Origin of the sequence: Mucilaginibacter sp. McL0603 (assembly GCF_049992945.1) — a bacterium.
Taxonomy (GTDB): Bacteria; Bacteroidota; Bacteroidia; order Sphingobacteriales; family Sphingobacteriaceae; genus Mucilaginibacter.
The window spans coordinates 1,298,424-1,324,204 of the sequence record NZ_CP188251.1 but is presented as its reverse complement, the minus strand read 5'-3'; the positions used below and the strand labels follow the sequence as shown (position 1 = coordinate 1,324,204).

24 protein-coding genes are annotated in these 25,781 nt (G+C 41.5%); 9 read left to right on the top strand and 15 right to left on the bottom strand.

Annotated features, from left to right (window positions below):
* Positions 1-32: 32 nt before the first annotated feature.
* The 6 genes from ACPPVU_RS06190 to ACPPVU_RS06165 form a co-directional block, all read right to left on the bottom strand.
* Positions 33-1,004, bottom strand: a complete 972-nt coding sequence (locus tag ACPPVU_RS06190; protein ID WP_426670815.1) for an SGNH/GDSL hydrolase family protein — start codon at positions 1,002-1,004, stop codon at positions 33-35.
* A gap of 103 nt (positions 1,005-1,107) precedes the next feature.
* Entirely contained in the window at positions 1,108-2,790 is a 1,683-nt protein-coding gene (gene ftcD, locus ACPPVU_RS06185; RefSeq protein WP_426670814.1) for a glutamate formimidoyltransferase, read from the bottom strand.
* Between the two features lie 49 nt (positions 2,791-2,839).
* A complete protein-coding gene (hutI, locus tag ACPPVU_RS06180) occupies positions 2,840-4,075 on the bottom strand; it encodes an imidazolonepropionase (protein ID WP_426670813.1) in 1,236 nt (411 codons plus the stop codon).
* 178 nt (positions 4,076-4,253) lie between these two features.
* Complete coding sequence (hutU, locus tag ACPPVU_RS06175; RefSeq protein WP_426670812.1) at positions 4,254-5,924, bottom strand: urocanate hydratase; 1,671 nt, start codon at positions 5,922-5,924, stop codon at positions 4,254-4,256.
* Positions 5,902-7,464 carry a histidine ammonia-lyase gene (hutH, locus tag ACPPVU_RS06170; protein ID WP_426670811.1) on the bottom strand — a complete coding sequence of 521 codons (1,563 nt, stop codon included), beginning with the start codon at positions 7,462-7,464 and terminating at the stop codon, positions 5,902-5,904. Before hutH ends, hutU begins: the two co-directional genes overlap by 23 nt.
* On the bottom strand, positions 7,448-7,963 hold the full coding sequence (locus ACPPVU_RS06165) for a MarR family winged helix-turn-helix transcriptional regulator (protein WP_426670810.1): 516 nt from the start codon (positions 7,961-7,963) through the stop codon (positions 7,448-7,450). The genes hutH and ACPPVU_RS06165 overlap by 17 nt, the downstream gene beginning before the upstream one ends.
* Before the next feature lie 290 nt (positions 7,964-8,253).
* Between ACPPVU_RS06165 and ACPPVU_RS06160 the strand changes: the two genes are divergently transcribed.
* The 4 genes from ACPPVU_RS06160 (at position 8,254) to ACPPVU_RS06145 (ending at position 13,121) form a co-directional block, all read left to right on the top strand.
* Positions 8,254-9,282 (top strand): hypothetical protein, encoded by a 1,029-nt coding sequence (locus ACPPVU_RS06160; RefSeq protein ID WP_426670809.1) that lies wholly within the window; start codon positions 8,254-8,256, stop codon positions 9,280-9,282.
* Positions 9,283-9,299: 17 nt separating this feature from the next.
* Positions 9,300-10,319, top strand: a complete 1,020-nt coding sequence (locus ACPPVU_RS06155) for a hypothetical protein (RefSeq protein WP_426670808.1) — start codon at positions 9,300-9,302, stop codon at positions 10,317-10,319.
* A 252-nt stretch (positions 10,320-10,571) separates the two neighbouring features.
* Positions 10,572-11,597, top strand: a complete 1,026-nt coding sequence (locus ACPPVU_RS06150) for a hypothetical protein (RefSeq protein WP_426670807.1) — start codon at positions 10,572-10,574, stop codon at positions 11,595-11,597.
* A gap of 39 nt (positions 11,598-11,636) precedes the next feature.
* Positions 11,637-13,121 (top strand): MBOAT family O-acyltransferase, encoded by a 1,485-nt coding sequence (locus tag ACPPVU_RS06145; RefSeq protein ID WP_426670806.1) that lies wholly within the window; start codon positions 11,637-11,639, stop codon positions 13,119-13,121.
* A gap of 101 nt (positions 13,122-13,222) precedes the next feature.
* On the opposite strand, the gene ACPPVU_RS06140 is transcribed toward ACPPVU_RS06145, so the two are convergent.
* The 3 genes from ACPPVU_RS06140 to ACPPVU_RS06130 form a co-directional block, all read right to left on the bottom strand.
* Positions 13,223-13,540 carry a hypothetical protein gene (locus ACPPVU_RS06140; RefSeq protein ID WP_426670805.1) on the bottom strand — a complete coding sequence of 106 codons (318 nt, stop codon included), beginning with the start codon at positions 13,538-13,540 and terminating at the stop codon, positions 13,223-13,225.
* Positions 13,541-13,604: 64 nt separating this feature from the next.
* On the bottom strand, positions 13,605-14,153 hold the full coding sequence (locus ACPPVU_RS06135) for a hypothetical protein (protein ID WP_426670804.1): 549 nt from the start codon (positions 14,151-14,153) through the stop codon (positions 13,605-13,607).
* Between the two features lie 133 nt (positions 14,154-14,286).
* Entirely contained in the window at positions 14,287-15,426 is a 1,140-nt protein-coding gene (locus ACPPVU_RS06130; protein ID WP_426670803.1) for an NHL repeat-containing protein, read from the bottom strand.
* 166 nt (positions 15,427-15,592) lie between these two features.
* Between ACPPVU_RS06130 and ACPPVU_RS06125 the strand changes: the two genes are divergently transcribed.
* Together ACPPVU_RS06125 and ACPPVU_RS06120 are read left to right on the top strand one after the other, a co-directional pair.
* Positions 15,593-17,221 (top strand): ABC transporter substrate-binding protein, encoded by a 1,629-nt coding sequence (locus tag ACPPVU_RS06125; protein ID WP_426670802.1) that lies wholly within the window; start codon positions 15,593-15,595, stop codon positions 17,219-17,221.
* A 90-nt stretch (positions 17,222-17,311) separates the two neighbouring features.
* Complete coding sequence (locus ACPPVU_RS06120) at positions 17,312-17,806, top strand: hypothetical protein (RefSeq protein ID WP_426670801.1); 495 nt, start codon at positions 17,312-17,314, stop codon at positions 17,804-17,806.
* A 95-nt stretch (positions 17,807-17,901) separates the two neighbouring features.
* Here ACPPVU_RS06120 and ACPPVU_RS06115 read toward each other — a convergent pair whose 3' ends face one another.
* The 3 genes from ACPPVU_RS06115 to ACPPVU_RS06105 all read right to left on the bottom strand — a co-directional run bounded on the left by ACPPVU_RS06115 (position 17,902) and on the right by ACPPVU_RS06105 (position 22,044).
* On the bottom strand, positions 17,902-18,507 hold the full coding sequence (locus ACPPVU_RS06115) for a hypothetical protein (protein WP_426670800.1): 606 nt from the start codon (positions 18,505-18,507) through the stop codon (positions 17,902-17,904).
* Positions 18,508-18,609: 102 nt separating this feature from the next.
* Entirely contained in the window at positions 18,610-19,269 is a 660-nt protein-coding gene (locus tag ACPPVU_RS06110) for an outer membrane beta-barrel protein (RefSeq protein WP_426670799.1), read from the bottom strand.
* 507 nt (positions 19,270-19,776) lie between these two features.
* The gene (locus ACPPVU_RS06105; protein ID WP_426670798.1) at positions 19,777-22,044 is read right to left on the bottom strand and encodes an aconitate hydratase; all 2,268 of its coding nucleotides are present in this window, start codon (positions 22,042-22,044) and stop codon (positions 19,777-19,779) included.
* A 242-nt stretch (positions 22,045-22,286) separates the two neighbouring features.
* Between ACPPVU_RS06105 and ACPPVU_RS06100 the strand changes: the two genes are divergently transcribed.
* The 3 genes from ACPPVU_RS06100 to ACPPVU_RS06090 all read left to right on the top strand — a co-directional run bounded on the left by ACPPVU_RS06100 (position 22,287) and on the right by ACPPVU_RS06090 (position 24,379).
* Positions 22,287-22,982: a hypothetical protein gene (locus ACPPVU_RS06100; RefSeq protein ID WP_426670797.1), complete on the top strand. Its 696-nt coding sequence runs from the start codon at positions 22,287-22,289 to the stop codon at positions 22,980-22,982.
* Positions 22,983-23,185: 203 nt separating this feature from the next.
* Positions 23,186-23,791 (top strand): GIN domain-containing protein, encoded by a 606-nt coding sequence (locus ACPPVU_RS06095; RefSeq protein ID WP_426670796.1) that lies wholly within the window; start codon positions 23,186-23,188, stop codon positions 23,789-23,791.
* 159 nt (positions 23,792-23,950) lie between these two features.
* The gene (locus ACPPVU_RS06090; protein ID WP_426670795.1) at positions 23,951-24,379 is read left to right on the top strand and encodes a hypothetical protein; all 429 of its coding nucleotides are present in this window, start codon (positions 23,951-23,953) and stop codon (positions 24,377-24,379) included.
* A gap of 17 nt (positions 24,380-24,396) precedes the next feature.
* Here the strand turns inward: ACPPVU_RS06090 and ACPPVU_RS06085 are convergent, their stop codons facing one another.
* The 3 genes from ACPPVU_RS06085 to ACPPVU_RS06075 all read right to left on the bottom strand — a co-directional run bounded on the left by ACPPVU_RS06085 (position 24,397) and on the right by ACPPVU_RS06075 (position 25,706).
* A complete protein-coding gene (locus tag ACPPVU_RS06085) occupies positions 24,397-24,795 on the bottom strand; it encodes a type II toxin-antitoxin system VapC family toxin (RefSeq protein ID WP_426670794.1) in 399 nt (132 codons plus the stop codon).
* Positions 24,786-24,998, bottom strand: coding sequence for a hypothetical protein (locus ACPPVU_RS06080; RefSeq protein ID WP_426670793.1), 213 nt, complete (start codon positions 24,996-24,998; stop codon positions 24,786-24,788). The genes ACPPVU_RS06085 and ACPPVU_RS06080 overlap by 10 nt, the downstream gene beginning before the upstream one ends.
* A gap of 84 nt (positions 24,999-25,082) precedes the next feature.
* A complete protein-coding gene (locus ACPPVU_RS06075; RefSeq protein ID WP_426670792.1) occupies positions 25,083-25,706 on the bottom strand; it encodes a polysaccharide deacetylase family protein in 624 nt (207 codons plus the stop codon).
* Between the last annotated feature and the right edge of the window lie 75 nt (positions 25,707-25,781).

Here is a 25,781-nt window from a genome sequence, read left to right as displayed (position 1 = left end):
GGGCACCTTCTTTTTATTTATAGACTATAATACTAATACTTGGCCCCATCAACAACAAGAGTATTGATTGCCTGTCCCATCTCATCAGATTTTTTAAGGGCTTCATCAAGCGGTAAACCAACAGGCATTCCGGGGCGCTTATGTCCTGTTGCCGTAAGCCAGGCATCACGCAGCATATTTTCCCTTTCAGTTATCAGTTTCAAAATCTTAGAGCCATTCTTGTTTTTTGAAAGACTCTGTTCCGCTCCGGGAGCATTAGCTACCTCGTCGCAACCCAGGTAAAGCAAGATTTGCTTCGCCATGATCCAATGCCCGACCTCATTGGGGTGTACCCCATCGCTACTCAGGGCAAAGCCATCCAGGTGAAATTGCGCATCTACTTTACGGTGGGCTTCCAGGTACTTTTTCATTGGGAAGTGAACATCAATAACTTCCCATTTTAGTGAAAAATGTAAACCAAGCAGCCAACTGGCATAATCATCAATCACAGCAGCATATCCTGCGTCTCCTGCTCTTAATTCATCAAAAACTGAAGGTGCGATATGTATGATCTGCACACCACTTTTAACTACCTCATTATGAAGCCAGTTTATTCCATCCTTGAATTTTTGAAAACGGTTGGTATCAAATGGCATATAAATACCATCGTTAATACCATAACTGGCGAACACCAGATCGGGTTTAGTTTGATCCAGCACGCGCTGCAGTCGCTCGTGCAAATCAGGCCGGGGAAACGCGCCTCCGGCATGCCCTGGTTCTGAAAGCCCGGATACCGTCTCACTGGGCAGACCAACATTGATAAAATCAAAGTGCCGGTTTGGGTATTGCACCGTTAAATAAGCTATTACGTCATTCACATAATTAGCCTGCCAGGTTATGCTATTACCTAAAAATACAATACGTTTTACGTTGGAACCAATTTTTTGAGCTTGAACTAATGACGAAAGCAAAAGGAAAAACGCAAGGATAGCCTTAGTGAAACTGTAACAAGAAAAGGATTTCATGAACTGTTGATATGAAATAAAAATAGCTTATTCTGATCACTATAACCTTATTTGGATTAACAATTATTCGCCTACGGACAGGCAAAAAAACGTATAACGTCCCTCACCCTATCTTGCTATTTACAATCGAAATGATCTCCGCTTCACGGTCAATCGCCATTTGCTGAAGAGCCTCGCCTTCGTTCAAAATTTCCTGTATGTAAGTTTTATCGTGATATCCTGATGCATTAACTCTAACATTCATAAATGCGCCTAAAACAGCGGTTCGTGCACATAAGGCTGCTACACCAGCATCGGTTACCGAGTTGGGATTGCCGGTTTCTGCCATCGCCCTGATCACTTCCATACTTTGATAGGCTGCTTTCATCACGGCAAAAGGCACTTCGATAGCATATTTAGTTGCGTCCTGTATGGCTAGCGTCCTTGCTGCTTTTTCTTCGTCGGTTGATTTAGGTAAACTAAAGGCTGTCATAATTTTATTGAACGCAATGGTATCCAGGTCTACCAAACGAATGAGTTCATTTTTATAATGCTGACCTCTTTCGGCCCATCCGCTAAATTCTTGCCAACGATTGTCCCAACCCTTTTTATGTGACGAAAGATTAGCCACCATCGTAGCCAATGAAGCACCCAATACACCCACATAAGCAGAAATAGAACCGCCACCCGGTGCCGGGCTTTCGCTGGCCGTTTCATCAGCAAAGTCACTCAAACTCATGCTTACTAACTTGCTGTCAGCCTTATCTTTTAAAAGATATTCGATTATTCTTTCTTCAGGTTTAAACGGTGTCAACTCATCCAATCCCATTGATTTGATTGCTATCCGGATCAATTCTTTTTCACTCACCCCCGTCGAACGCTGTTGCTTGGCAAGAAAATACTTCCCGGCATCCAGCATCGACTTTAGAGGGATCAACCCCACTAACTCACTGCCCGTTACCCTGATACCGCGTTCGGCCGCTTTGGTACAAACCTCATCAAAAGCTTTATGAACTGGTGTTACCTCGATATTGGTCAGGTTCATGGATATCTGTGCGATACCATATTCCTCGATATACCAACCGATAGCTTTTACCGCTTTTAATGAGCCGGGGATGGATCTGGGTTTACCACTCGCGTCGGTTATGATCTTTCCATTAATCGGATCACCTTCACGCATCACCCGTCCTGCTTCCCTTACATCAAAAGCAATGGAATTTGCCCGACGCGTAGAAGTTGTATTTAAATTGACATTATAAGCGATCAAAAAATCACGTGCACCAATCACTGTCGCACCACGTTTAGCATCAAACTCTGCCGGACCGAAATCAGGCTTCCATTCTGGCAGTTTTATTTTCTTAAAAAATCCTTCGTACTCGCCTGCACGTATCACTGAAAGATTGTTCCTCTTTTTATCAGGCTGGGCATACTCATATAAATATGCTGGTATGTTCAATTCTTTACCAACCCGTTCAGCCAATTGCTTAGCATATTCAGCAGTTTCTTCCATGCTGATATTACTAATGGGTATCAGCGGACAAACATCTGTAGCTCCCATACGCGGATGTTCGCCGGTATGCCTGCTCATATCTATCAATTCACCTGCCTTTTTAATTGCTAAAAAAGCCGCTTCGATCACTTTAGACGGTTCACCAACAAAAGTTACCACCGTTCGGTTAGTCGCCTTACCCGGATCAACATTCAACAGACGCACACCTTCAACAGATTCTACTTCATCAGTGATCTGCTTAATGATATTCAGGTCGCGGCCTTCGCTAAAATTGGGAACACATTCGATCAATTGCATTGTAGTGATTAGTTAATTAGTGATCAGAGATCAGTTTTATTCTATTCTGTTAATTCTGGTTCAGACAAATTCCTTCTTTCCAAACCTGATTGGGTTTTAACTTGCCCTGGTGATATAATATCTCCCGGTAATCCGCACAAGGATAGGCCTGCATATCGGCCAGTTTACCCTTTTCAAATGCTCCGCGATCATGTAAATTTAATGCTTTTGCTGCCCTAAAAGTTAGCCCTGCGAAAACTTCCGCAGTAGTTAATTTTTCATAGGCGCTTAGTACCGATGCCTGCATCAACAGGTCACCCATCGGTGCTGAGCCTGGATTCCAGTCGCTGGCAATAGCCAGGCTAGCCCCTGCATTCAATAACTCTCGTGCAGGGGCAAAACCCATACCCAAACCTAAGGAAGCGCCCGGCAATGCAACTGCAACCGTTTCGGATGCAGCTAATCGTTTAATTTCTTTTTCTGTGCTGGCTTCAAGATGATCGGCAGATACCGCACCTACATTTACCGCTACTTCGCTGCCACCTGTCGTAAACTGGTCGGCATGTACGGTAACATCAAAGCCCATTTGTTTTGCTACCCGCAAATAAGATGTAGCATTAGTAGTGTTAAAAGCACTTTCTTCAATAAATATATCTACCCTGTTAGCCAGGTTTTCTTTTTTTACTTTCGGAAGCAGGTTATTTAAAACATACTCCAAATATTCAGACGCAACGCCGAAAAAATCCTTTGGCAAAATGTGTGCAGCAAGGCAGGTTGCAATCAAATCGACCTTGCTATTTGCGGCTGCCAGTTTAATAGCACGCAACTGTTTTAATTCTTCTTCAAGTTTAAGCCCATAGCCACTTTTTATTTCGATAGTAGTTACGCCGTCTTTTGCATGCCGATCTATTCTTTGCAACAATAGTTCGGCAAGCTGCTCTTTACTTGCCTGTCGGGTTTGCGTAACCGAATCCCAAATACCCCCGCCAGCTTTAGCTATTTCCAAATAACTTTTACCGGCAATACGCAATGCATAATCTTTCGATCTGTCCCCTGCGAAACATAAATGTGTGTGGCAGTCTATGAATCCTGGCAGTAAAACCTGTTGTCCAGCAACTTCTTCTACTTCTGCTTCGCGATTATCTTTTCTTAGTTTTTCAAAGTCATCAACTTCAACTATCAGTCCATCCTCTGTCAATACCCCGCCTTGCGGAATGATCTGCAATTGCTCATCATTCAGGGCGCCTTTTAATGGCAAACCTGACAACGGCAATATCTGGGTAAATGGACCGATGAGTTTTTTCATCTATATTTTCTTTTTTTCTAATATGTCATACGAGGTGCAGGGCGGTTGGCGGTATTGGGCAACGAAGCAATCGCGAACTTTGCATATCCGCTCTGTATAGTATGCGATTGCTTTGTCGTTCCTCCTCGCAATGACAATCTTTAATACTTTCGGACTTCCCGTCTTCCGGACTTTCCGACTATATCTTCAATCCAAACTTTTCTGCAGTTTCTGCAGCTTGTTCATACCCGGCATCTGTATGACGAAAAATCCCCATCGCCGGATCATTATATAAAACTCTTCTTAAGCATTTAGCAGCACGTTCTGTACCATCGGCTACTACTACCATCCCCGCATGCTGAGAGTATCCCATACCTACCCCGCCACCATGATGAAAAGACACCCATGTTGCGCCACCTGAAGTATTCGCCATCAGGTTAAGCAATGGCCAGTCGGACACGGCATCTGAGCCGTCCTTCATAGATTCCGTTTCCCTGTTAGGTGATGCTACCGAACCGCAATCCAAATGATCTCGACCGATAACTATCGGCCCTTTTACTTTGCCACTTGCTACAAGTTCGTTAAATATTAATCCTGCTTTTTCACGTTCGCCCATGCCTAACCAGCAAATACGTGCAGGCAATCCCTGGAAGGATATTTTCTCTCTTGCTTTCTTGAGCCAGTTTATGAGGTGATGATTATCAGGAAATGCCTCGGCTAATGCCCTGTCTGTTGTATAAATATCTTCGGGATCCCCAGATAGCGCTACCCACCTGAACGGCCCTTTTCCCTCGCAAAACAGCGGACGTATATAAGCCGGTGTAAAACCAGGAAAATCAAATGCATTTAGTTCGCCGCCCTGGCGTGCAAACTCACGGAGGTTATTTCCGTAGTCAAAAGTTATAGCGCCCATATCCTGCAAGTCAAGCATTAACCCTACATGTCTCGCCATACTTTTTAATGAGAGACGTTTGTATTCTTCAGGGTCGCTTTTGCGTAATATGGATGCCAGTGTTAATGATAATCCATTAGGAACATATCCATTCAACGGGTCATGCGCCGATGTTTGATCGGTCAGCACATCAGGCACTATATTATCCTTGATTAATCGCTCCAATAAGTCGCCAGCATCGCTTACTAATCCCACCGATAGCTCCTCGCCTTTTTGCATCGCTTCTTTTACCCATGCAATTGCTTCCTCGTAAGAATGGGTCATCCTATCGATATACTGAGTATCCACCCGTTTTTGTATTCTCGACTCATCCACATCAGCGCCTAAAAACACTGCACCGGCCATAGTTGCGGCCAATGGCTGAGCGCCACCCATGCCGCCAAGCCCGGCACTGACGATTAATTTACCTTTCAGATCATTGTTAAAATGTTGCCTGCCGCATTCCACAAAGGTTTCATAAGTACCCTGCAATATGCCTTGTGTGCCGATGTATATCCAGCTACCTGCGGTCATCTGCCCATACATCATCAAACCTTTAGAACGCAGTTCATTAAAATGCTCCCATGTTGCCCATGCAGGTACAAGGTTGCTATTAGCCAGAAGTACTCTCGGGGCCTCAGGATGACTGCGGATAATGCCCACCGGTTTACCCGACTGGATCAAAAGGGAATGATCCTCATCCAACTCCAATAGTAGCTCTATGATACGACGCAATGATTCCTGGTTACGCGCTGCCTGACCAATCCCGCCATATACTACCAGTTCATCGGGATTTTCGGCTACCTGTCCGTCCAGATTATTTAATAGCATCCTTAAAGGTGCTTCAGTTTGCCAGCTTTTGGCATGCAGCTGCATCCCTCTCGGCGCTTTGTAAACCGGGTGGTTGGCGTATGTATTAATAAATTCCGAACTCGTCATCGTTATCCAGTTTAATATCGTTTTTAGTGGCTATGCTATTGGCTGTTGCCAACAGTGAGCCATCTGTTACTATCTTGTGTAATTGTTTAATATCATCAGCAAACAGACGGTCTTCCTTGATAAAAGAAACATATTCGCGTACGTGGTTGTGACACGCCTCCAGTATTGGGGTTGATTTTAACGGCCTTCTGAAATCCATTGCCTGCGCAGCGTAAAGCAGTTCAATCGCCTGAATGTATTCCAGGTTGTCTAATACCATATGCAGCTTGCGGCCGCTGATAGATCCCATAGATACATGATCTTCCTGTCCCAATGAAGTAGGCACGCTATCAGCACTTGCCGGGAAACACATGGTTTTATTCTCGGTCACCAAAGCCGCGGTTGTATATTGTGGTATCATGAGCCCGGAGTTAAGCCCGGCATCAGGGGTCAATAATTTTGGCAAACCGTATCTTCCCTCGCTCATCAAATAACAACGGCGGTCAGCAATATTGCCTAACTCAGCGGCAGCTACCGTGGCGTAATCCAAAGGCAATGCCAGTGGCTGACCATGAAAATTACCTCCGCTAATGGTATCATCCGCATTAAAAACAATTGGATTATCTGTTACTGAATTCAACTCTATCTCAGTCAACTCCTTCAAATGCAGCCACGCATTGCGCGATGCACCGTGCACTTGCGGCATGCAACGTAAAGAGTATGGGTCCTGCACCCTATCGCAATCGGCATGTGAGTTTAATATTTCTGAATGTTCTAATAGGGCGAACAACCGGTGAGCTACAAATTTATTTCCCTTATAAGGGCGGATATTATGTAAGCGAGGATCAAAAGGCCTTGCTGAACCCATCAATCCTTCTAGTGACATAGCGCCTACCAGGTCGGCCGTTTGTAGCGCCTGCAGTAAACGCTGCACCGCCTTTACTGCAAATGAGAGTATAAACTGTGTACCATTAATGAGGGCTAATCCTTCCTTCGGACCAAGTATTATCGGCTCCAGTCCATGAGCTTTTAACATCGCGGCAGCAGATAATACCTTGCCTTTTTCCTCGACCTCACCTAAGCCTATCAACGGCAAAAATAAATGTGCTAAAGGCGCCAAATCGCCAGAAGCACCTACTGAACCCTTCTCAGGAACAATTGGTATGACATCATTATCGATATGCCAGATGATACGATCTAAAGTTGCAGGAGAAATACCGGAATATCCTTGTGCTAATGCATGTACCTTGGTAATCAGCATCAGTTTGGCTATTTCTGTTGGGATAGGTTTGCCTACTCCAACGCTATGGCTCTTTAATAGATTGTATTGTAATGTACAAGTATCTTTTTCCGGGATATGGGTATTGCACAACGGCCCAAAACCAGTATTGATACCGTAAACAGGTATCTCGCGCTCTACTATTTTAGCAACTTCCAGCCATGAGGAACGGATATTGGCGTGAGCAGCAGTCCCAATAATTCCCTTAACCTTACCCGATGCAATATCCAGGCAGGTACCGATAGTTAAATGGCCGGTACCGTAATTAAAGGACTTGTCCATGCTTTGCAGGTTTTAAGGTTGCTAATTTTTCGGTTATTTTCTCTGACAGGCTTATCGTCCTGAATGTATTTTCCAAAGCCGTTATGGCAGGCAATAAGTGTTGGCATTCTGGCTCAGCTGTTACCAGCTCTTCCATTGTCACACTCAATGCTTCCCATACAGGCAATATTTTATCCAGCAGCGTGTGCCCGGCTTTAGTGAGTTGTACCAATTGCCTGCGGCCATCATCAGCACAAGTGGTGGTTTTTATGAGTTTTTTACTTTTCAGATTTGCAACCAATTGACTTGCAGCCGGGTGTGATACACCAATAGTATCACTTAGTTCCTTAATGGATAAGGATTCATTATTCAATAACAGATAAAATACCGGGAACCAGCTTGCATCAAACTCAATGCCCGCCGCCTGGTAAGTTTTGTTTATTTCGGACAAAAAACCTTCACTCAACCGCCTCAAACGACTGCCAAAAACAAGATAACCGAGGTTCTCATAAAAATTCATTGTGCAATTTATATAAGTGCTTATACAATTGCAAATTTCAGCCCCGAAATTTATTTAGTTATGGCTTGTAATCACTGAATCCTATTCGCCTATTTCCTCGATTTGAGAAGCTGCTTATTATTTTAAAATAGATTTGCATTATGCGTTTAAATAACTAATTTAGAGTCACTTATACAATATCATTTTCTTATAGCTACTTTCCCTAAATAAGTGCACAAGCTATTACTACGATAAGCATTTAGCGGAATTTTATTATTAATGGTTTATTTCTGGACTTTAAATATTATCGTATGCAACCAACATCATCCTCCAAATCCGCTTTTATGGCTTTGGCTATTGTACTAATTTTTGTTATTTCCTGGGAGCTTTACATTCGGCATAAAGGCGCTGTCCTTGATTATGACGATGGCCCCGAATTATGGTCGAATAACCGTGCGATGATTTACGAACCGGCAGACAAAGCAACGGTTTTTATTGGCTCATCCCGTATTAAATTCGACCTGGATATCGCGACATGGCAAACACTTACCGGCAACCATGCTATACAAATGGCGCTGGTAGGATCAGATCCGCGGCCATGTTTGCACGATCTGGCTAACGATCCCAATTTTAAGGGAAAATTGTTAGTTGATGTAACAGAGGGGATATTTTTCAGTAACGATGGCGGCAGCTCACCCAACGCCGCCATTAAATATTACAAAAAACGAACGCTTGCGCAAAGGGCTGGTTTTGAAATAAATCATTTGCTCGAATCGCAATTTGTTTTCCTGAACACGGGACATTTCTCATTGAATGTATTTTTAGATTCCTTACATTTTAAAGATCGCAAGGGAGTGTCCCCCCCTGTTCCGTGGCCCGCAAATTTTAGTATGGTTACGTTTGATAGACAAAACAAAATGGTTGATAAGTTTTTAGCGGACACCATCGAACGGAACCAGATAAGGTGGATCTGGATGTGTTTTGGGAGAGATAATTATACCCCTCAAATTATAACCGGCAAAGCGCTTGATACTATAATGAATTCTGTAAAAGTTGATGCAGACAGGATAAAAGCCCGTGGAGGTGAAGTGATATTTTTGCGTACACCATCAAACGGCCCGGATTTAGCGGAAGAAAAGAAATACTATCCCCGAAATAAGTATTGGGACAGATTGCTTACCGTTACAGGATGCAAGGGAATCCATTTTGCAGATCATCCGGTGATAAGTAAGCTTATTTGCCCGGAATATTCACATCTAAACCCCAGGGATGCCATAATATACACCCAAAACCTTATTAGCATATTAAAACACGACGAGGGATGGAAATTTAATAAATGATAAATAATTCTTAGCCTATGCAAATAAATTCGCGCCTCAAGTCTGCCGTCCTGGCTGCAGGAATCGTTTTAGCTTTCCTGATTTCCTGGGAGCTTTACCTTCGGCATAAAGGCGTTACCTTTGATTATGATGATGGCCCCGAACTATGGTCAAATAGCCGGGCTATGGTTTATGAACCGGCCGATAAGACAACCGTTTTTATTGGCTCATCACGTATCAAATATGATCTGGATATTCCAACCTGGGAGCGGCTTACTGGTAATCATGCCATACAGCTGTCCATGGTGGGCTCTAATCCGAGGCCTTTTTTACATGACCTGGCCAGCGATACCAATTTCAAGGGGAAGTTGATGGTTGATGTAACAGAGGGGCTATTCTTTAGTAAAGGATCGATCAGCTCCCCAATTGAGGCGATTGAATATTATAAGAAACGCACACCTGCCCAACGCGCAAGTTTTGAACTCAACCATCTGCTTGAGTCACAATTAGTGTTTCTGAACAAAGGTTTTTTTTCATTAAACCCGTTGTTAAACAAATTACATCCTAAAAACCGTGATGGGGTAATAACCGCAGCCGAGTTCCCCATAAGTTTCAGGTCCATTACATTTGAGAGGCAAAACAAAATGACCGATGAGTTTTTAGCAGACACCAATCAGCAAGTACAGGTAAAAAACATTTGGGCATTTAACAGAAAAAACAATCATACTCCCCCTATAACAGGTAAAGCGCTTGATACCATTATAAATTCTGTAAAAGCTGACGTAGATAAGATCAGGGCAAGAGGTGGTGATGTCATTTTCCTGCGTACGCCATCCAGCGGCACTTACCTAATCTTTGAAAAGAAAAACTATCCGCGAAACTTGTATTGGGATAAATTGCTTACTGTAACTAGATGCCGGGGAATTCATTTTGCTGACTACCCGGTGATAGATCAGCTAACCTGCCCCGAATATTCGCATCTAAGTCCAAAGGATGCCGTGATATACACTCAAAACCTGGTCAACATACTTAAAAAAGAACAAATCTGGGGCTATTGAATAAACCTAAAGTCCAGATCGGGCACTTTTTATCATTGATATTTCACAGCATATTATTCAATAAAAAATAATAATTAAGATTAATAATATTTTGAATATACAATTAATTATTTAACTTAGAGCCACTTATACAGTACCAATTATAGCAATTTTTCTCTAAATAAGTGTGCAAGCTATTACATAATATAATAGGCATTTAGCGGAATTTTTATTATTACCAAACCATTTTTCCAGACTTTAACCTTTTAGCTGATGCAAAAACACGTGTCTTCCAAAGCAGCCATACTGACTGTAATTGTTGTTCTCGCTTTCTTCGTTTCATTAGAACTTTATCTGCGTAGCAAAGGTGCGGTTACAGGCTATGATGATGGCCCGGAATTATGGGGGCATAGTCGCGAAATGGTTTACGAACCAGCGGACAAAGCGACTGTGTTCACTGGATCATCCCGCATCAAATATGATCTCGACATCCCAACATGGGAAAGACTTACCGGCAACCATGCTATCCAATTAGCGATGGTAGCTTCATCGCCCCGGCTTTTTTTAACTGACCTTGCTGATGACCCTAAGTTTAAAGGGAAGCTGATTGTGGACGTAACTGAAGTATTGTTTTTTAGCCATCGCGGCAATAGTTATCCCGATCAATTTATATCCTATTATAAAAAACGCACGCCGGCACAACGGGCAAGCTTTGTACTTAATAAACCAATAGAGTCGAGATTGGTATTCTTAAGCGAAGGTCATTATGCCATAAACGCGCTGTTAGGCCGACTGCATATTAGTGACCGGCCCGGAATATATCCTTTCCTTGATTTCCCTTCAGGGTTTGATCCTGTAATGTATAACAGGCAGGATATAATGACTCCCGAATTTGTGGCGGATACCAATCAGCATAACCAGGTAAAAGCGATATGGGGGCTTTTAAAGAACGACCCTACACCCCCGATGAGTGGGAAAGATCTGGATTCGGTTATGTTATCGGTTAAAAATGATGTAAATAAGATAAGGGCAAGGGGCGGCGATGTCATATTTACCAGGACACCATCAACCGGTTTCTTTTGGATGGCCGAACAACATATGTATCCCAGGAAAGCTTATTGGGACAGATTACTTGCTGAAACAGGATGCAAAGGCATTTATTTTGGCGATTATCCGACCCTTGCCAAACTTGATTGCCCAGAGCTTTCTCATTTATCACAGGCAAGTGCTGTTATTTATACAACTAACCTGGTCAATATACTTGAAACGGAAAAAGGCTGGAGTTTTTCAGCAAGATAATACACTGATTGCTTAACCTTAATTAAAACTTATTACGCCATGGTTTTTAACTCATACATCTTCATTGCATTTTTTGCCATTATGCTTGCATTGCATAATCTTCCGATATCATGGAAGGCAAAAAAGGTTAATCTCTTATTAGCAAGTTATATCTTTTATGCCGCGTGGAACCCGCCATTCATTTTGCTGCTTTGGCTGTCAACTGTGGTAGATTTTTTTGTGGGCAGGGCACTGTATACCCAACCCAACATACACAAACGCAGATTGCTGCTGGTGGTAAGCCTCATCGGCAACCTGGGTATGCTGTGCTTTTTTAAATATGGCGGATTTATATTGGAAAACTTTGTTCACCTGACAAATACATTAGGGATTGATTATCACCCTGCAAAACCTAGTATTATTTTACCTGCCGGTATTTCCTTTTATACTTTCACTACACTTTGCTATACAATAGACATGTATAAGAAGAAGAGTGAACCTGTAAAATCACTGCTTGATTTTTCATTGTTTGTTACTTTCTTCCCTCACCTGGTTGCCGGGCCTATTGTGCGTCCGCCACAACTAGTGCCACAGTTTGAAACGCCCCACAAAGCAACAAAACAGCAATTGATTGATGGTCTGTTACTACTATCACTTGGACTGTTTATGAAAGTGGTTTGTGCGGATACCTTACTATCGGGGGCATCGGATACGGTATTTGGTTCAGGTGGTGCGATGGGACCATTGGATGCATGGACAGGTGTTCTCGCATTTTCGGGCCAGATATTTTTTGATTTTGCGGGATATTCTACTTCGGCTATAGGAGTTGCTATGTGCCTGGGCTTTATACTGCCTCAAAACTTTTTATACCCTTATGCGGCCATAGGCTTTTCTGATTTCTGGCGCAGATGGCACATTACCTTATCTTCATGGCTGCGCGATTATCTTTACATCCCTTTAGGCGGCAACCGCGAAGGCAAATTCAAAACCTACATTAATATCATGATCACCATGCTGATAGGCGGGCTTTGGCATGGCGCCAACTGGACATTTGTTGCATGGGGAGGATTACATGGCGTATACCTTTGGGTAGAAAAAGCGATAAGAGATAGTCGTGCCAAAATATCTAACGTACCAACTGATGGCACTCCGGCACCTGTTATCGCTACGGCCTCCCTGGGGCCTGATCTGACAGGTAAAAAGCCTGCAGGATTTTTGTATGCGCTGCTTACTTTTTTACTGATATGCATTACCTGGGTATTCTTCCGCTCCGCCACCTTCGGTCAGGCCTGGACACTGCTTCGGTCCATGTCAGGACAAACACCACCTGCCGGGCCACCATTATTGGCAACAGTAGACATTATAAAAGTGATGGTTGTAATCGGGCTAATGCTGATATTTCATTGGATAATGCGTAATACTACTGTTTTGAAAACAGCGGGCAAAATGGCATGGTGGCAGGTTAGCATTGTATGGTCAGTATTACTTATCATGATCATATTAAGCCAGGGAACCAGCAAGGCGTTTATTTATTTCCAGTTTTGACACGATTTTAGAATTAAATGATTTTACATGATTGTTTTTCAATCACAAGGAATCAAGTTAATCTTTAAAATCCTTAAATAATGTAAATCAGGGTTCTGAAATTATTTAACCAATATAACTTTTGTAAAGCCGGTATCAATACTGAGCTGTACTTTATGCCTTTCATAAATACCAAATACATTATTACCCTGGTAGGTAACAGGAACAGACCAGCCCTTTACCAGAGTTTTATTTTTTTCATTGGAAATTGAAACGGTGTCGATCTTCCCAATGCTGATGATCTTATAATCGCCTTGTCCGTTCAATGCTGAATCCAGATAGTGTTTAGCCAGGTCTTCGGCTTTTTTCTGATTGGTTCTTGTATCAAAATGCGAGCAGGCACTAATTAATAAAATCCCGATAAGGTAAACTCTTCTCATTGCAATAGTTTTGCTAAAACTAAGATAATGATATTTCAGGAAGCTTTATGATGGATTACTACGATCAGACATCGTGTTCATGACCTGGCTCTCCGGGTTGGAATGCGCCGAATAATCTTTGAAGTCTGCGTATCTGCTTTTGCCTGTTAAAAAACTCGTCCATCAGGTAGGCGGGTATAAACCCACCAAGCCAAAAAGCAGCTACAAATAAATTGGAGAGTCCTTTGTAAAGAAAGAATGCCGAAAGCAAGAAGAATATAAGTCCTATAATAGAATAATAATTAGCCTGTATAATTTTTAGTTTATATCCTTTTTCTCTAAAGTTATGCCTGAACGGAAAAGTGAAGAGCGGTAAAAAGAGGAAATAGAATAGATTTTTTTCGGTAAATGCCAGGTCGTGCGAGATATTTTTTTTGATGTAGTTGTTTAATTTCTCGATCTGTTTTGACTTGTAATTCTTTATCTCTTCTTCTGTTATTTCCCTGCCTGCCAGTTCTTCAAACGCAACAGATACTGCAAGCTCTGTATAACCAAACTTATTGTCAATAATTTCCATCAACTTCTCGGTAGGAAGCATCGAAAACGTGCCCTTAAGCTCTTCTTTTGAAACCATTAAATTCAGGCAAAATTGGCGTTAACAATTGGTCTTACATCAAATGTAATTGATAGGATTTATTTTTCCTAATAATGAACTACAATTTTAATAGAATGTTATTAACACTTAACTTTTGTGTAAATAGAATATTTTATTTACGTAGTTTCAGAGGCTTTTTTGTCGATTTTACAGCTATTGTACTAACTACGCCAGCAGCAGTTATTTTCCTGATCAGGTTATTATTTTCATCTGCCACATACACATTACCGGCTGCATCAACTGCTACACCCGACGGTGTATTAAAACTTGCTAACGCCCCGGTTGCATTGCCTGCACCCTTGGTTCCGCTGCCTGCAAATGTAGTTACCGCACCAGCAGGCGATATTTTCCTGATCAGGTTGTTACCCGAGTCTGCTACATACACATTTCCGGATGCGTCAACAGCAATTCCAAAAGGCGAATTAAAGCTTGCCGAAGTGCCCTGTCCGTTGGCAGAACCAGCCTGACCGCTACCTGCCAAAGTGCTTACAGTTCCATCCGGGGTTATCTTTCTGATCAGGTTATTTCCATTATCCGCTACGTATAAATTATCCGATGCATCAACGGCTATACTTTCGGGTAAGTTAAATCTTGCTGCTGTATCCCGGCCATCGGTAGCACCCGGAGTGCCTGAGAAACCTGCAAGTGTACTTGCTACACCCGAAGGGCTTATCTTACGGATAATATCATTGCCATAATCCGCCACATATACATTGCCGCTACCATCAACTGCTACACCTAAAGGTGAATCGAATGATACCGAATCAGCTGTATTGGATGCGCCTGCTATACCTATCCCGGCAAAAGTACTCACGGTGCCCGTAGGGCTAATACCCCTTATCACATTATTGCCTGCATCGGCTATATAGATATTGCCCGCCACATCAGATGCAATGCCAAAAGGTTTATAAAAAGTGGCAACACTATCTGCGCCATTTACATAACCCTGTTTACCGCCTATGCCGGCAAATGTGGTCACCATACCATTTTTATCCATTTTGCGGATCACACTGTTGCCCTGGTCGGTGATATAGAGATTGCCCGCCGTATCTATCGTTAAACCAAAAGGATGATTAAATCTTGCTGCTGTACCAAAACCATTCACCAAACCTGCCGAATCGCTGCCGGCCACAACGGTGCTATCCACAACGTGCGTAGGCGAAAGCCATTCCTTTCGGTTGCAGCCAAACATCCCGCTGATAAAAACGACAACCAGTAAAACAGTAAATAATCGAAAGGTATACTTTATCATCCGGGGTATTTAAACGCTGGCATCAAATTTAAAGTTTTTATTTAAAGGTGAAAGGCGAAGGGCGAAAGGCGAAAGGTGGATGTGAAGATTAATCTTTACACTGAAACCAGATTACCTTTTGCCTTTTACCTTTATCCTTTCGCCTCAAAACAATATCTTAGCCCTGATGAATAAACTGATCTGTTTTTGTTGTGCAATTGCGCTTATCTTATTTTCATGCCATGGCAGCAATCAATCATCGCATAAGACAGTTTTCAACATCAACCTCGACGAAGGTCTTACCTCACTTGACCCCGCTTTTTGCCGCAATCAGAACACCACCTGGATGGACAACCAGCTTTATAACGGATTGGTACAGGTTGATGACAGCCTGAAAATACTGCCTTGCATTGCTAAAAGCTGGGATATATCGGCTGATGGACTTCAATATACCTTTCATTTACGTAATGATGTTTATTTTCACGACGATCCGCTTTTCCAGGGAGGGGTAGGTCGCAAGGCTGTAGCACCAGATTTTGTTTACAGTTTCGGCAGACTTATCGACCCAAAAGTAGCTTCCTCCGGCTCATGGATATTTAGCGATAAAGTAAAAGGGAAACAGTCGTTCATTGCATTGGATGATACTACCTTCCGTATCAAACTCAGACAACCTTTTCCTCCGTTGCTCACTTTACTTACCGCCCAGTATGCCGATGTAGTGCCCCACGAAATAGCTGATTTTTATGGTAAGGATTTCCGCAACCATCCCATCGGTACGGGTCCATTCAAGCTCAAATATTGGAAAGAGGGCGAAATAATGGTGTTCCTGAAAAATGAAAAGTATTGGGAAAAGGATAAAGACGGCAGTGCACTGCCACATTTGGACGCCATCCACGCTACCTTTATCAGTGACAAGCAAACCGCTTTTATGGAGTTTGTGACAGGCAATATCGATTTCCTGAATGATATTGACGGCAGCTACCGCGATGATATCCTCACCAAATCAGGCAAGATCACTCAGAAGTATAAAGGCAAGTTTATCCTTAACTCGGCTCCTTATCTTAACACCATTTACCTGGGTATGCTGGTGGACAGCAATCTGCCGATTGTGAAGAACTCGCCCCTTAAATTGCTTAAAATAAGGCAGGCCATTAATTATGCCATTGATAAGCAAAAGATGATCAAATACCTGCGTAACAGTTTGGCCACTGCAGGCAATGCAGGTTTTATTCCTGCCGGGATGCCCGGTTTTGATGCACAAAAGGTAAAGGGATATACTTACAATCCCGATAAGGCAAGGCAGTTACTGGCCGAAGCTGGCTTCCCCGATGGTAAAGGCCTGCCCGATATACTACTGACCACCACCATCGGCTACCGCGACCTGATAGAATATGTACAGGGGCAGCTTGACCAGGTAGGCATCAACACCCATGTAGAGATTGTACAAAGCGCCAGCCTGCGCGAGCTGGTATCTAAAAACGGTATCAATTTTTTCTACGGATCATGGCTGGCAGATTATCCTGATGCCGAGAATTTCATGGCCGTATTTTACTCCAAAAACAAAATACCCTGGGGACCAAACTATACCGGCTTTAACAATAAACACTTTGATGCCCTGTTTGAGCAAGCCTACCACGAAACCACCGATGCCAAACGCTATGCCCTGTACCAGCAAATGGACAATATTGTGATGCAACAATCGCCTGTTGTGATATTGTATTATGACAAGCTGGTAAACCTGTACCAGAATAATATTACCGGATATAGTAAGAATGCATTGAACTTATTGGTGTTGAAGAAGGTTAGGAAGAAATGATATTTCGCAGTTGTCCACTCTATAATGTTAAAAATATTATAATTTTGGTCTGAAATCTTATCACAAATGAAGGTGACATTGATAATTATAATGACCTTTTTAGGCATTTCGTCCTGCAAACCACAAAGCCATGGTTCAGTATGGACTAAGGAGTATGAACAAAATGCATACAATGATATCTATAAAGGAAGCAGCAATGTCATTAAAGACACTGTTCAAAGAAGACAGTTTGCACTATACGTCGTCAAAAAGTTAAAGTTAGAATTGCCAAACGGCACGGAATCTGTTTCTGCCGATAGTTTGCAAAGAGTGTTCGCAAAAGCCGGTGCCGAATACGCCGAATCAAATGATAGTAATAACTTTACGATGGATGTTCCCTGGACTACTTCAGGAGAAAAAATCCTTAGAGAATCTTTATTTAATTCCCCGACATTACAAAAATTAGATAAAAATCTAAAAAGTAAATACTGCGACTGCCTGATATTAAAGTTGAAAGAAACAAACCCTAATTCAATGTTACTTCCTTCGGATAGTACTTTTCTCAAGCTAATTAATCAATGTAAAACTAAAATTGGTACTAAGTGATAATTAAACAGAACTGTGATCTTGTTTGAATGTGTTATACGAAGCATCAAATCATTGGAGTTTTAACCCTTTCTTTGTACTGCTATCACTCCCTCCTACATATTCCCCAAACTCGTATCCTCCGAGTACGGTGTAATAGGGAGTTGCTGAAACCTTTTTGCCAGTTCGGCGCGGTTGGCTTTGCTTAGTTTTTTATACTTGAAAACACGTATCCACAGGTTCCCTTTCGGGCTGGCGAAAAATGCTTTCAGTTGGGCCTGGAACTGCAAACGATTATGATCCAGGTATGCCCAACCGCCATCGGGCACCGAATCGCAACTGTAGCTGTCCCATTGGCTGCCAGTCACTGCATGCCAGGGTATCAATATAATATCGTTCAGCAGGGCAAAGGCTACATCGCCCCTCTTTAAATAGCGTGCTGCGCAGGGTACACGGATAAAAGTATCGGTAGTATCGCTTATTTTATTAATCAGGTAAGGTATTGCCGTTGTGTCCAAAGCTAATATCTCGTGATATTCGGGATTATTTCTCCTGAATTTCAGATTTTCGCGTTCCTTTTGCTTCCAGTCGTCAGTGTCAAATTTCCCATAAGGTACATAGTTTATCAGGCTGATATCTTTGTCAATGGTTTCTTTAATCTGGCAATAGGAGGTTAGGTTAAATAACAAGGATAAGGTTAAAACAGATAAGGATTTATACATTGGCACTAAGATAAGAAAATCAGCAAAAAAAGCCTCCCCAAAAAATGAGAAGACTTTAATAAGGCTAGGTTTAAAGACTAAAGCTGAACGCTATTTTATAGTTTAAAGGACATAAAATATTGATATTCCCAAGCCATTGTTTACAAACATCATACTGACGTTATCTGTGCTTGAATTTCCTTGTGTACCACTATTAGTTTTGGAGTGAGTGTAACTTAAGTTGGCGAGTGTAGCCGAAAAACCCAGTCTCTTTGATGGGTAATATACCAGGTCAAGTTTTGCACCTGCATTGTAGTTATCAGTTTTACTGTCCTCGTCGTAAATCGAATTAGGCCCCGAATTGGTATTTTTGGAATCCCCCCTTGTATAGCCCACATACGGGCCGGCGCGTAAGCCCAATTTATCATTGTACATAAAATATTTCCTTAGATAAATTATGCCACCATAAGAATAATTGGATTGTTTTTGCGGATAACCGGGGATGTATGAATAGTTATAGGTATTTGTGTTATAGGATAAGGACGCCTCGATATCCAGCTTGTCAGCAATAAAATAGCTGTAATCAGGGCCAATACTAAAACCCGTGGCCTTGTTGTTTTGATTAGTAACTGAGCCGTCATAAGGATTAATGTCGACCCCGCTGGTTTTGTTGTACCCAAAGCTCAGGTTAAGCCCAAGTGTCTGGGTACCTTTTTCGGTTTGTGCTTGTGATACTACTGCTGCAAGCAAAAATGCTGCGATAAGGAAGATTGTTTTTTTCATTGTGTTTTATGGTTTGTTGAGTGCTTTGAACGGGGAAAGGTGGTGCATATTTCACCGGATACAGGCAAAAGAAAGTATTTGTTTAATTCCTTACCAGTACGTCAGTTTGGTTACAATATCGCTTTGAAAGCAGCGTTCTACTTGATTTTTGTTTCCGGTAAATTGATGTTATTTATCGTATTTTAATGCGTCGGCATTTACCAAAATAGGTAACTTGAAGTGCGCATGCCGAGAGCAGCATACAGAGGCAAATGAGAAGGATGTGATAATTTTCATGGCTTAAATATTTTTAGAATAAGACCACCTCATTATCAGAAGGTTTAGCAGGTTTTAGGTAATGATTTTATTACAATGTCTGAACCGGAATTTCCAGAATTTAAGAATTGCCCGAATTCTGCAAATTCATTAATTCCGGAAATTCAGATTCAGACAAACAAAAAAGCCTCTCCCAAAGGAAAGGCTTGTAAATATTATAAATCCGAAATCGAACTTCCGAAATCCGAAATCTTAAGATGCCATTTGTCTGCGGATGATATTCAGTGCTCCACCAGCTTTGAACCATTCTATCTGCTGTGCATTGTAGGTATGGTTTACCGGAAATGTATCCAGCGAACCATCTTTGTGATGCAGCATTACCATCAGTTGTTTGCCAGGTGCGAAAGTAGTTAGTCCGTTGATATCGATCGTATCGTCTTCCTGTATCTTGTCGTAATCAGCCGGATCAGCAAAGGTGATGCCCAGCATACCTTGTTTTTTCAGATTGGTTTCGTGGATACGGGCGAATGATTTTACCAGTATGGCACGCACACCTAAATGACGTGGTTCCATAGCGGCATGCTCACGTGATGAACCTTCCCCATAGTTTTCGTCGCCAACAACGATTGAACCTATGCCATGCGCTTTATAATCGCGCTGGGTAGCAGGTACAGGGCCATATTCGCCCGTCAGTTCGTTTTTAACACTATCAGCGGTACCATTAAAATAATTGATAGCACCGATAAGCATGTTGTTAGAAATATTATCTAAATGCCCGCGGAATTTTAGCCATGGACCAGCCATTGAGATGTGGTCGGTAGTACATTTCCCTTTAGCCTTGATCAGTAATTTCAAACCGCACAGATCAGTACCTTCCCACGCTTTAAATGGCTCAAGCAATTGCAGGCGTGCTGATTTTGGATCAACCTTCACTTCTACTTTGCTGCCGTCTTCGGCTGGTGCCTGGTATCCGGCATCTTCCACCGCATAACCTTTTAACGGCATTTCTATACCCAGTGGTTCGTCCAGTTTTACCTGTTCGCCCCTGTCATTGGTTAGTGTATCAGTTAATGGGTTAAAAGTCAGATCACCTGCAATAGCAAACGCAGTCACAATTTCTGGTGATGCCACAAATGCGTGGGTATTAGGGTTACCATCCTGGCGTTTTGCAAAGTTGCGGTTAAACGATGTGATGATAGAGTTTTTACGTGTAGGATCGTCTGTATGACGTGCCCACTGACCAATACACGGGCCGCAGGCATTAGCCAATACTACACCGCCCATGCTTTCGAATGTTCCTAAATAACCATCACGCTCAACAGTATAGCGTACCAACTCCGAACCCGGGGTTATAGTAAACTCTGCTTTTGTTTTCAGGTGTTTATCAATAGCCTGTTTAGCTATAGAAGCCGAACGGGTAATATCCTCATATGATGAGTTGGTACAAGAACCTATCAAACCAACTTCAAGCTTAGCAGGCCAGTTGTTTTCTTTTACTGCTGCCGCGAATTTAGAGATCGGCCATGCCAGGTCTGGTGTGAACGGACCGTTTACATGTGGCTCCAACTCGGTCAGGTTGATCTCTATTACCTGGTCAAAATACTGAGCAGGGTTAGCGTATACTTCAGGATCACCTGTTAAATGTTCTTTGATCTTGTCAGCAAGGTCAGCAATCTCAGCACGTTTGGTTCCTTTCAGGTAGATGGCTGCTTTTTCGTCATAACCAAATACTGATGTGGTAGCGCCAATTTCGGCACCCATGTTACATATAGTTCCTTTACCTGTTGCTGATAAAGATTCTGCACCTTCACCAAAATATTCTACAATAGCACCTGTACCACCTTTTACAGTAAGGATACCGGCTACTTTCAGGATAACGTCTTTAGCTGATGTCCAGCCGGATAATTTACCGGTTAGTTTTACACCGATCAGTTTAGGGAATTTAAGCTCCCATGGTAGACCGGCCATTACGTCGCAGGCGTCAGCACCGCCAACACCAATCGCGATCATGCCTAAACCACCCGCATTAGGCGTATGTGAGTCGGTACCGATCATCATACCACCCGGGAAAGCGTAGTTCTCTAAAACAACCTGGTGGATAATACCAGCACCTGGTTTCCAGAAACCGATACCGTATTTATCAGATACCGACGCCAGGAAATCATAAACTTCTTTATTGATATCCTTTGCAGTGCTCAAATCCTGATCTGCACCAATTTTGGCTTGTATCAGGTGATCGCAATGCACGGTAGACGGCACAGCAACCTGCGGACGGCCTGCCTGCATAAACTGCAACAGGGCCATCTGCGCTGTAGCATCCTGCATAGCTACGCGGTCTGGTGCAAAGTCAACATAATCAATCCCGCGGCCAAATGCTTTGTGGGCATCGCCTTCAGAAAGGTGGGCGTATAATATTTTTTCGGTTAAAGTAAGGTGTTTACCGGTCGCTTTGCGGGCAGCAGCCACACGGGTGCTGTAGCGATCGTACACCTTTTTGATCATATCTAAATCAAAAGCCATTGTATTGATTTTTAGGTAAAAAATAAACGGATAATTAACAAAGACTCATTGCTGAGTTAATCCGACGAATTTATGAAAATTGCAGCTAATTGATGTCAGCAATTTGTTTAAATATAATTTGGAGATGTTCTAAATTAGGGCTCAGTGATTAGTGGCTAGAGATTACCTGGGATTGGTTGGCCTCCGTTTTCATTTTTTTTGAATAAGTATATCCAAAATATTGTTTACTTAGTGCATAATTTATGGAGACAAGTTTTGATCATAATAAGCTTCTTAAAAATATAGCCAGGGATCGGTTAAAATCTCATAGCATTATTCAAAAGGGCGCGTCCCGAACATTTCTATACGATAGCGGATGGTATGTTATAATGATCGAATTTCAGCCTTCTGCGTGGGACAAAGGAAGCTACCTGAATATCGGCGTTAATCTTAACTTTTATCCAAGCAATCATTTAGCTTTTAGCTATGGATACCGTGAAAAAGGGTTTAGCGGCGCTAAAGATGAAAAGCAATTTATAGAAATTGTAGGTAATTATTGTGATCATGTCATCAAAAAAACTCAAAGCCTGAAAGAAGAATTCAAAGATATATCTACTGCTATTGATAATATCAAAAGGAGATACCCGGATGATTCCTGGCATCATTTTGACCTGGGGATACTTTATGGATTGACCGGGAATACAAAAAAGGCAAAATACTTTCTAAACAAACTTGCCAGGCAAAAGTGCGAGTATGACTACGAATTTGAACGACAGAAGGTGTCGGCCCATTTATTAAACTTGTTAAGTGATAAAGAAAAATTCCTGTCTCATACAAAAGAATTAATAGCAAGATCAAGACAACTTAAAAAACTGCCAACTTTAGATATTGATCTGTTACCAGCAACGCACACCAGCACAAAAACCTCATTGTTAAAATCACTGTTTGGTAAAAAATAACACATCTTTCCGATTTCAATTTTACTACTAATCTCCGACAGCAAATCGTCCGCCTGCGCACAAAGACTGTACGCTATCGTACAGTACCAGTAGTTTATTAAATTTTAATTAATTGATAATGAGATATTTATTTTATGGGTATCAATTTTGGCATACTCCTGTAAAACGAATAAAAATCTATCAGACATTAAAATATCAACACGATGAAAACGTCAATTTTAACCCTCGCAATAGCACTATCATCAGTGCTGGGTATCAGCCAGGCAGCATTTGCCGGCGATAAAAGTCATAACGAAATTACAGTTCTGAACGACATCAGCCACATCAGCAAAATAGAGGTACATGGCAATGTTGAACTGTACCTGTCGGACGGGATAACCGACAATGTAAAAGTTTATAACAGCTATTATTCAGAAAACGCTTTGGTGCAAAACCAAAACGGCGTACTTAAAATATCTTCTTACAAAGCAGAAAAATTGGTGGTTTGGATAACTGTGAGCAACCTATGCAACCTGTCTGTTTATGACAATGCACAGGCAAAATCGTTCGGCAAATTATCATCCATTGAATTAAATGTTAATTTATACGATAATGCTTCCGCCCAATTAAATATGGATGCTTACTCGGTAAATATGAAACTGAACGATCATGCAAAAGCCGATATTGAAGGTACAATAACTGAAGCTGCATTTGGCTATGATTATTCAGCCTGCTTAAACACTACCAACCTGAGCAGCGAGCACATGGCTAAAAGGGTAAACCCTTACAATCCAGCAGCTAATGAAAAGGACTCACTGGTAGGGTTATAATTATTATCGAATCATTTTTACTTTATTATTGCCGTTCTGGAAATGGGGTGGCAATTTTTTATTATTATAAGTTCATTGCCGTTGGCTATTACTACTTCCCCTATCTGTGATAAAACAATCACAGAATTTTTATATTTGAGAGTCTAAACCTTCTTGATCATGAAAAAATACATCATTGTTATTTTATCCGTCATACTGTTATCGATGAAATCAGATGATGATCGAAAAACATTACTTTGCCATAAATGGATATCATTCGGTTATAAACAAAATACCTCACGTTCACTAACAGCAATTGGTCCTTCTAAGCATGAACTTTTTTTTAAAAAAGACGGAACTTACAAAGAGTTGGTTAATGAACATCAATCTAAATTTAAAATAACAGGCACTTGGTTCTTCAATTCGGACCAAACAAAGTTGGGAATGGAAATATCAACCATTAATGGAAAAAAATTACCCCCTAATCAAGATTCTACAAAACGAACTAAGTATATTGTTTTAAAACTAACTAATGACACCTTAATTTATGAAGATGAGCAGCCGTTAGTTTATTATAAATTTGACTGGTATTTTGTTAGAAAGGACTGATTAACTAAAAAAGATTATCATTTAACCAATTTAAAAGGATCTATAACCTTTAGTTTGTATATTTTATCAAAGTCTGCAACGTCGTTGGTAATTAAAATATGATTGTTTGCCAGGGCAGAGGCTGCGACAATTGCATCAGGGAGCTTCAATCCATATTTTTTTCTTATATCGATTGTTTTCAGCTTAACATTTTGGTTCAGTTGATGCACTATAGCGTTAGATATAAAATTGTTTATAAGTACCCTGTCGCTTTCGGTAGCTTTTTTCCAACATAACAGTTCAATTTCAGTAATAACCGATATAGCAGGTTGATATTTATTCAAAGTATTATCAATAAATTCTTCGCCGGCCGGCGGAAACTGCTTCTGAAGATAATGGACAACCGTATTTGTATCCCAAAGGTATTTTAATCCCATTCGTTGCGTAAATCTTTTAGCTGTCGCTCTATCTCTTCAATAGGTTGTTTGGACATCAAACCTTTATAACTTTTGATAGCATCTCTCGAGCCGGCATCACTTTCGTCTTTAACTCCCCGTAACTTTATTACTTTTAGTGTTTCCAGGTCCTTCAATAAATTCAACGCATTTTCGTTAAGGATATCCACTGTTATTGTTTGCATCTGTCTTATCGTAAAATATAAATTTACGACTAATTAGATTATCTTCAAAATTGCAGTTATTTCCCCGCTAAAAATCGTTCCCCTTTAGGGAGCCAGGGGGCTAAACTCATACCCTCTCCTGCTCCACTCCTCCATCGCCCTCGGCAAAACATATTCCAACCTCTCAAATGCTTTCAAACTATCATGAAACACTACTATCGATCCATTCTCCGTATGTTTCAACACATTTTGCAGGCAGGCTTCGGGTTTTAGGTTGATATCGAAATCGCCGCTTAATACGTCCCACATAATAATGTTCAGATCAGGTTTAGCTTTTTTAAGGAGCTTGATCTGAGACTTTTTGATGCGCCCATAAGGTGGACGAAACAGGTTGGTGTGTAATTGTTCATCTGCTTTCAGGAAGTTATCAAAATAGGTTTTATCATCAGTTTTCCAACCTTTTAAGTGATTATAAGTATGATTTCCTATATTGTGACCTGCATTTTTTACCTGTTCAAAAACATCAGGATGCTTGCTCACATTATCGCCGATGCAGAAGAATGTGGCCTTTGCATTGTATTGTTTTAAAATATTTAAAACAAACGGTGTAACAATCGGTATAGGGCCGTCGTCAAAAGTGAGATAAATGCAATGGTTATTACGGCTTTGGTTCCATATTAAATTGGAATATAGCTTTTTAAGCAGCCAGGGTGTTTTTACCAGGTACATTTAATTAGACGAAAGATTTTAGATATGAGATTTGAGACAAATGAATAAATAGACTATAATTAAGCAATCTTAAGA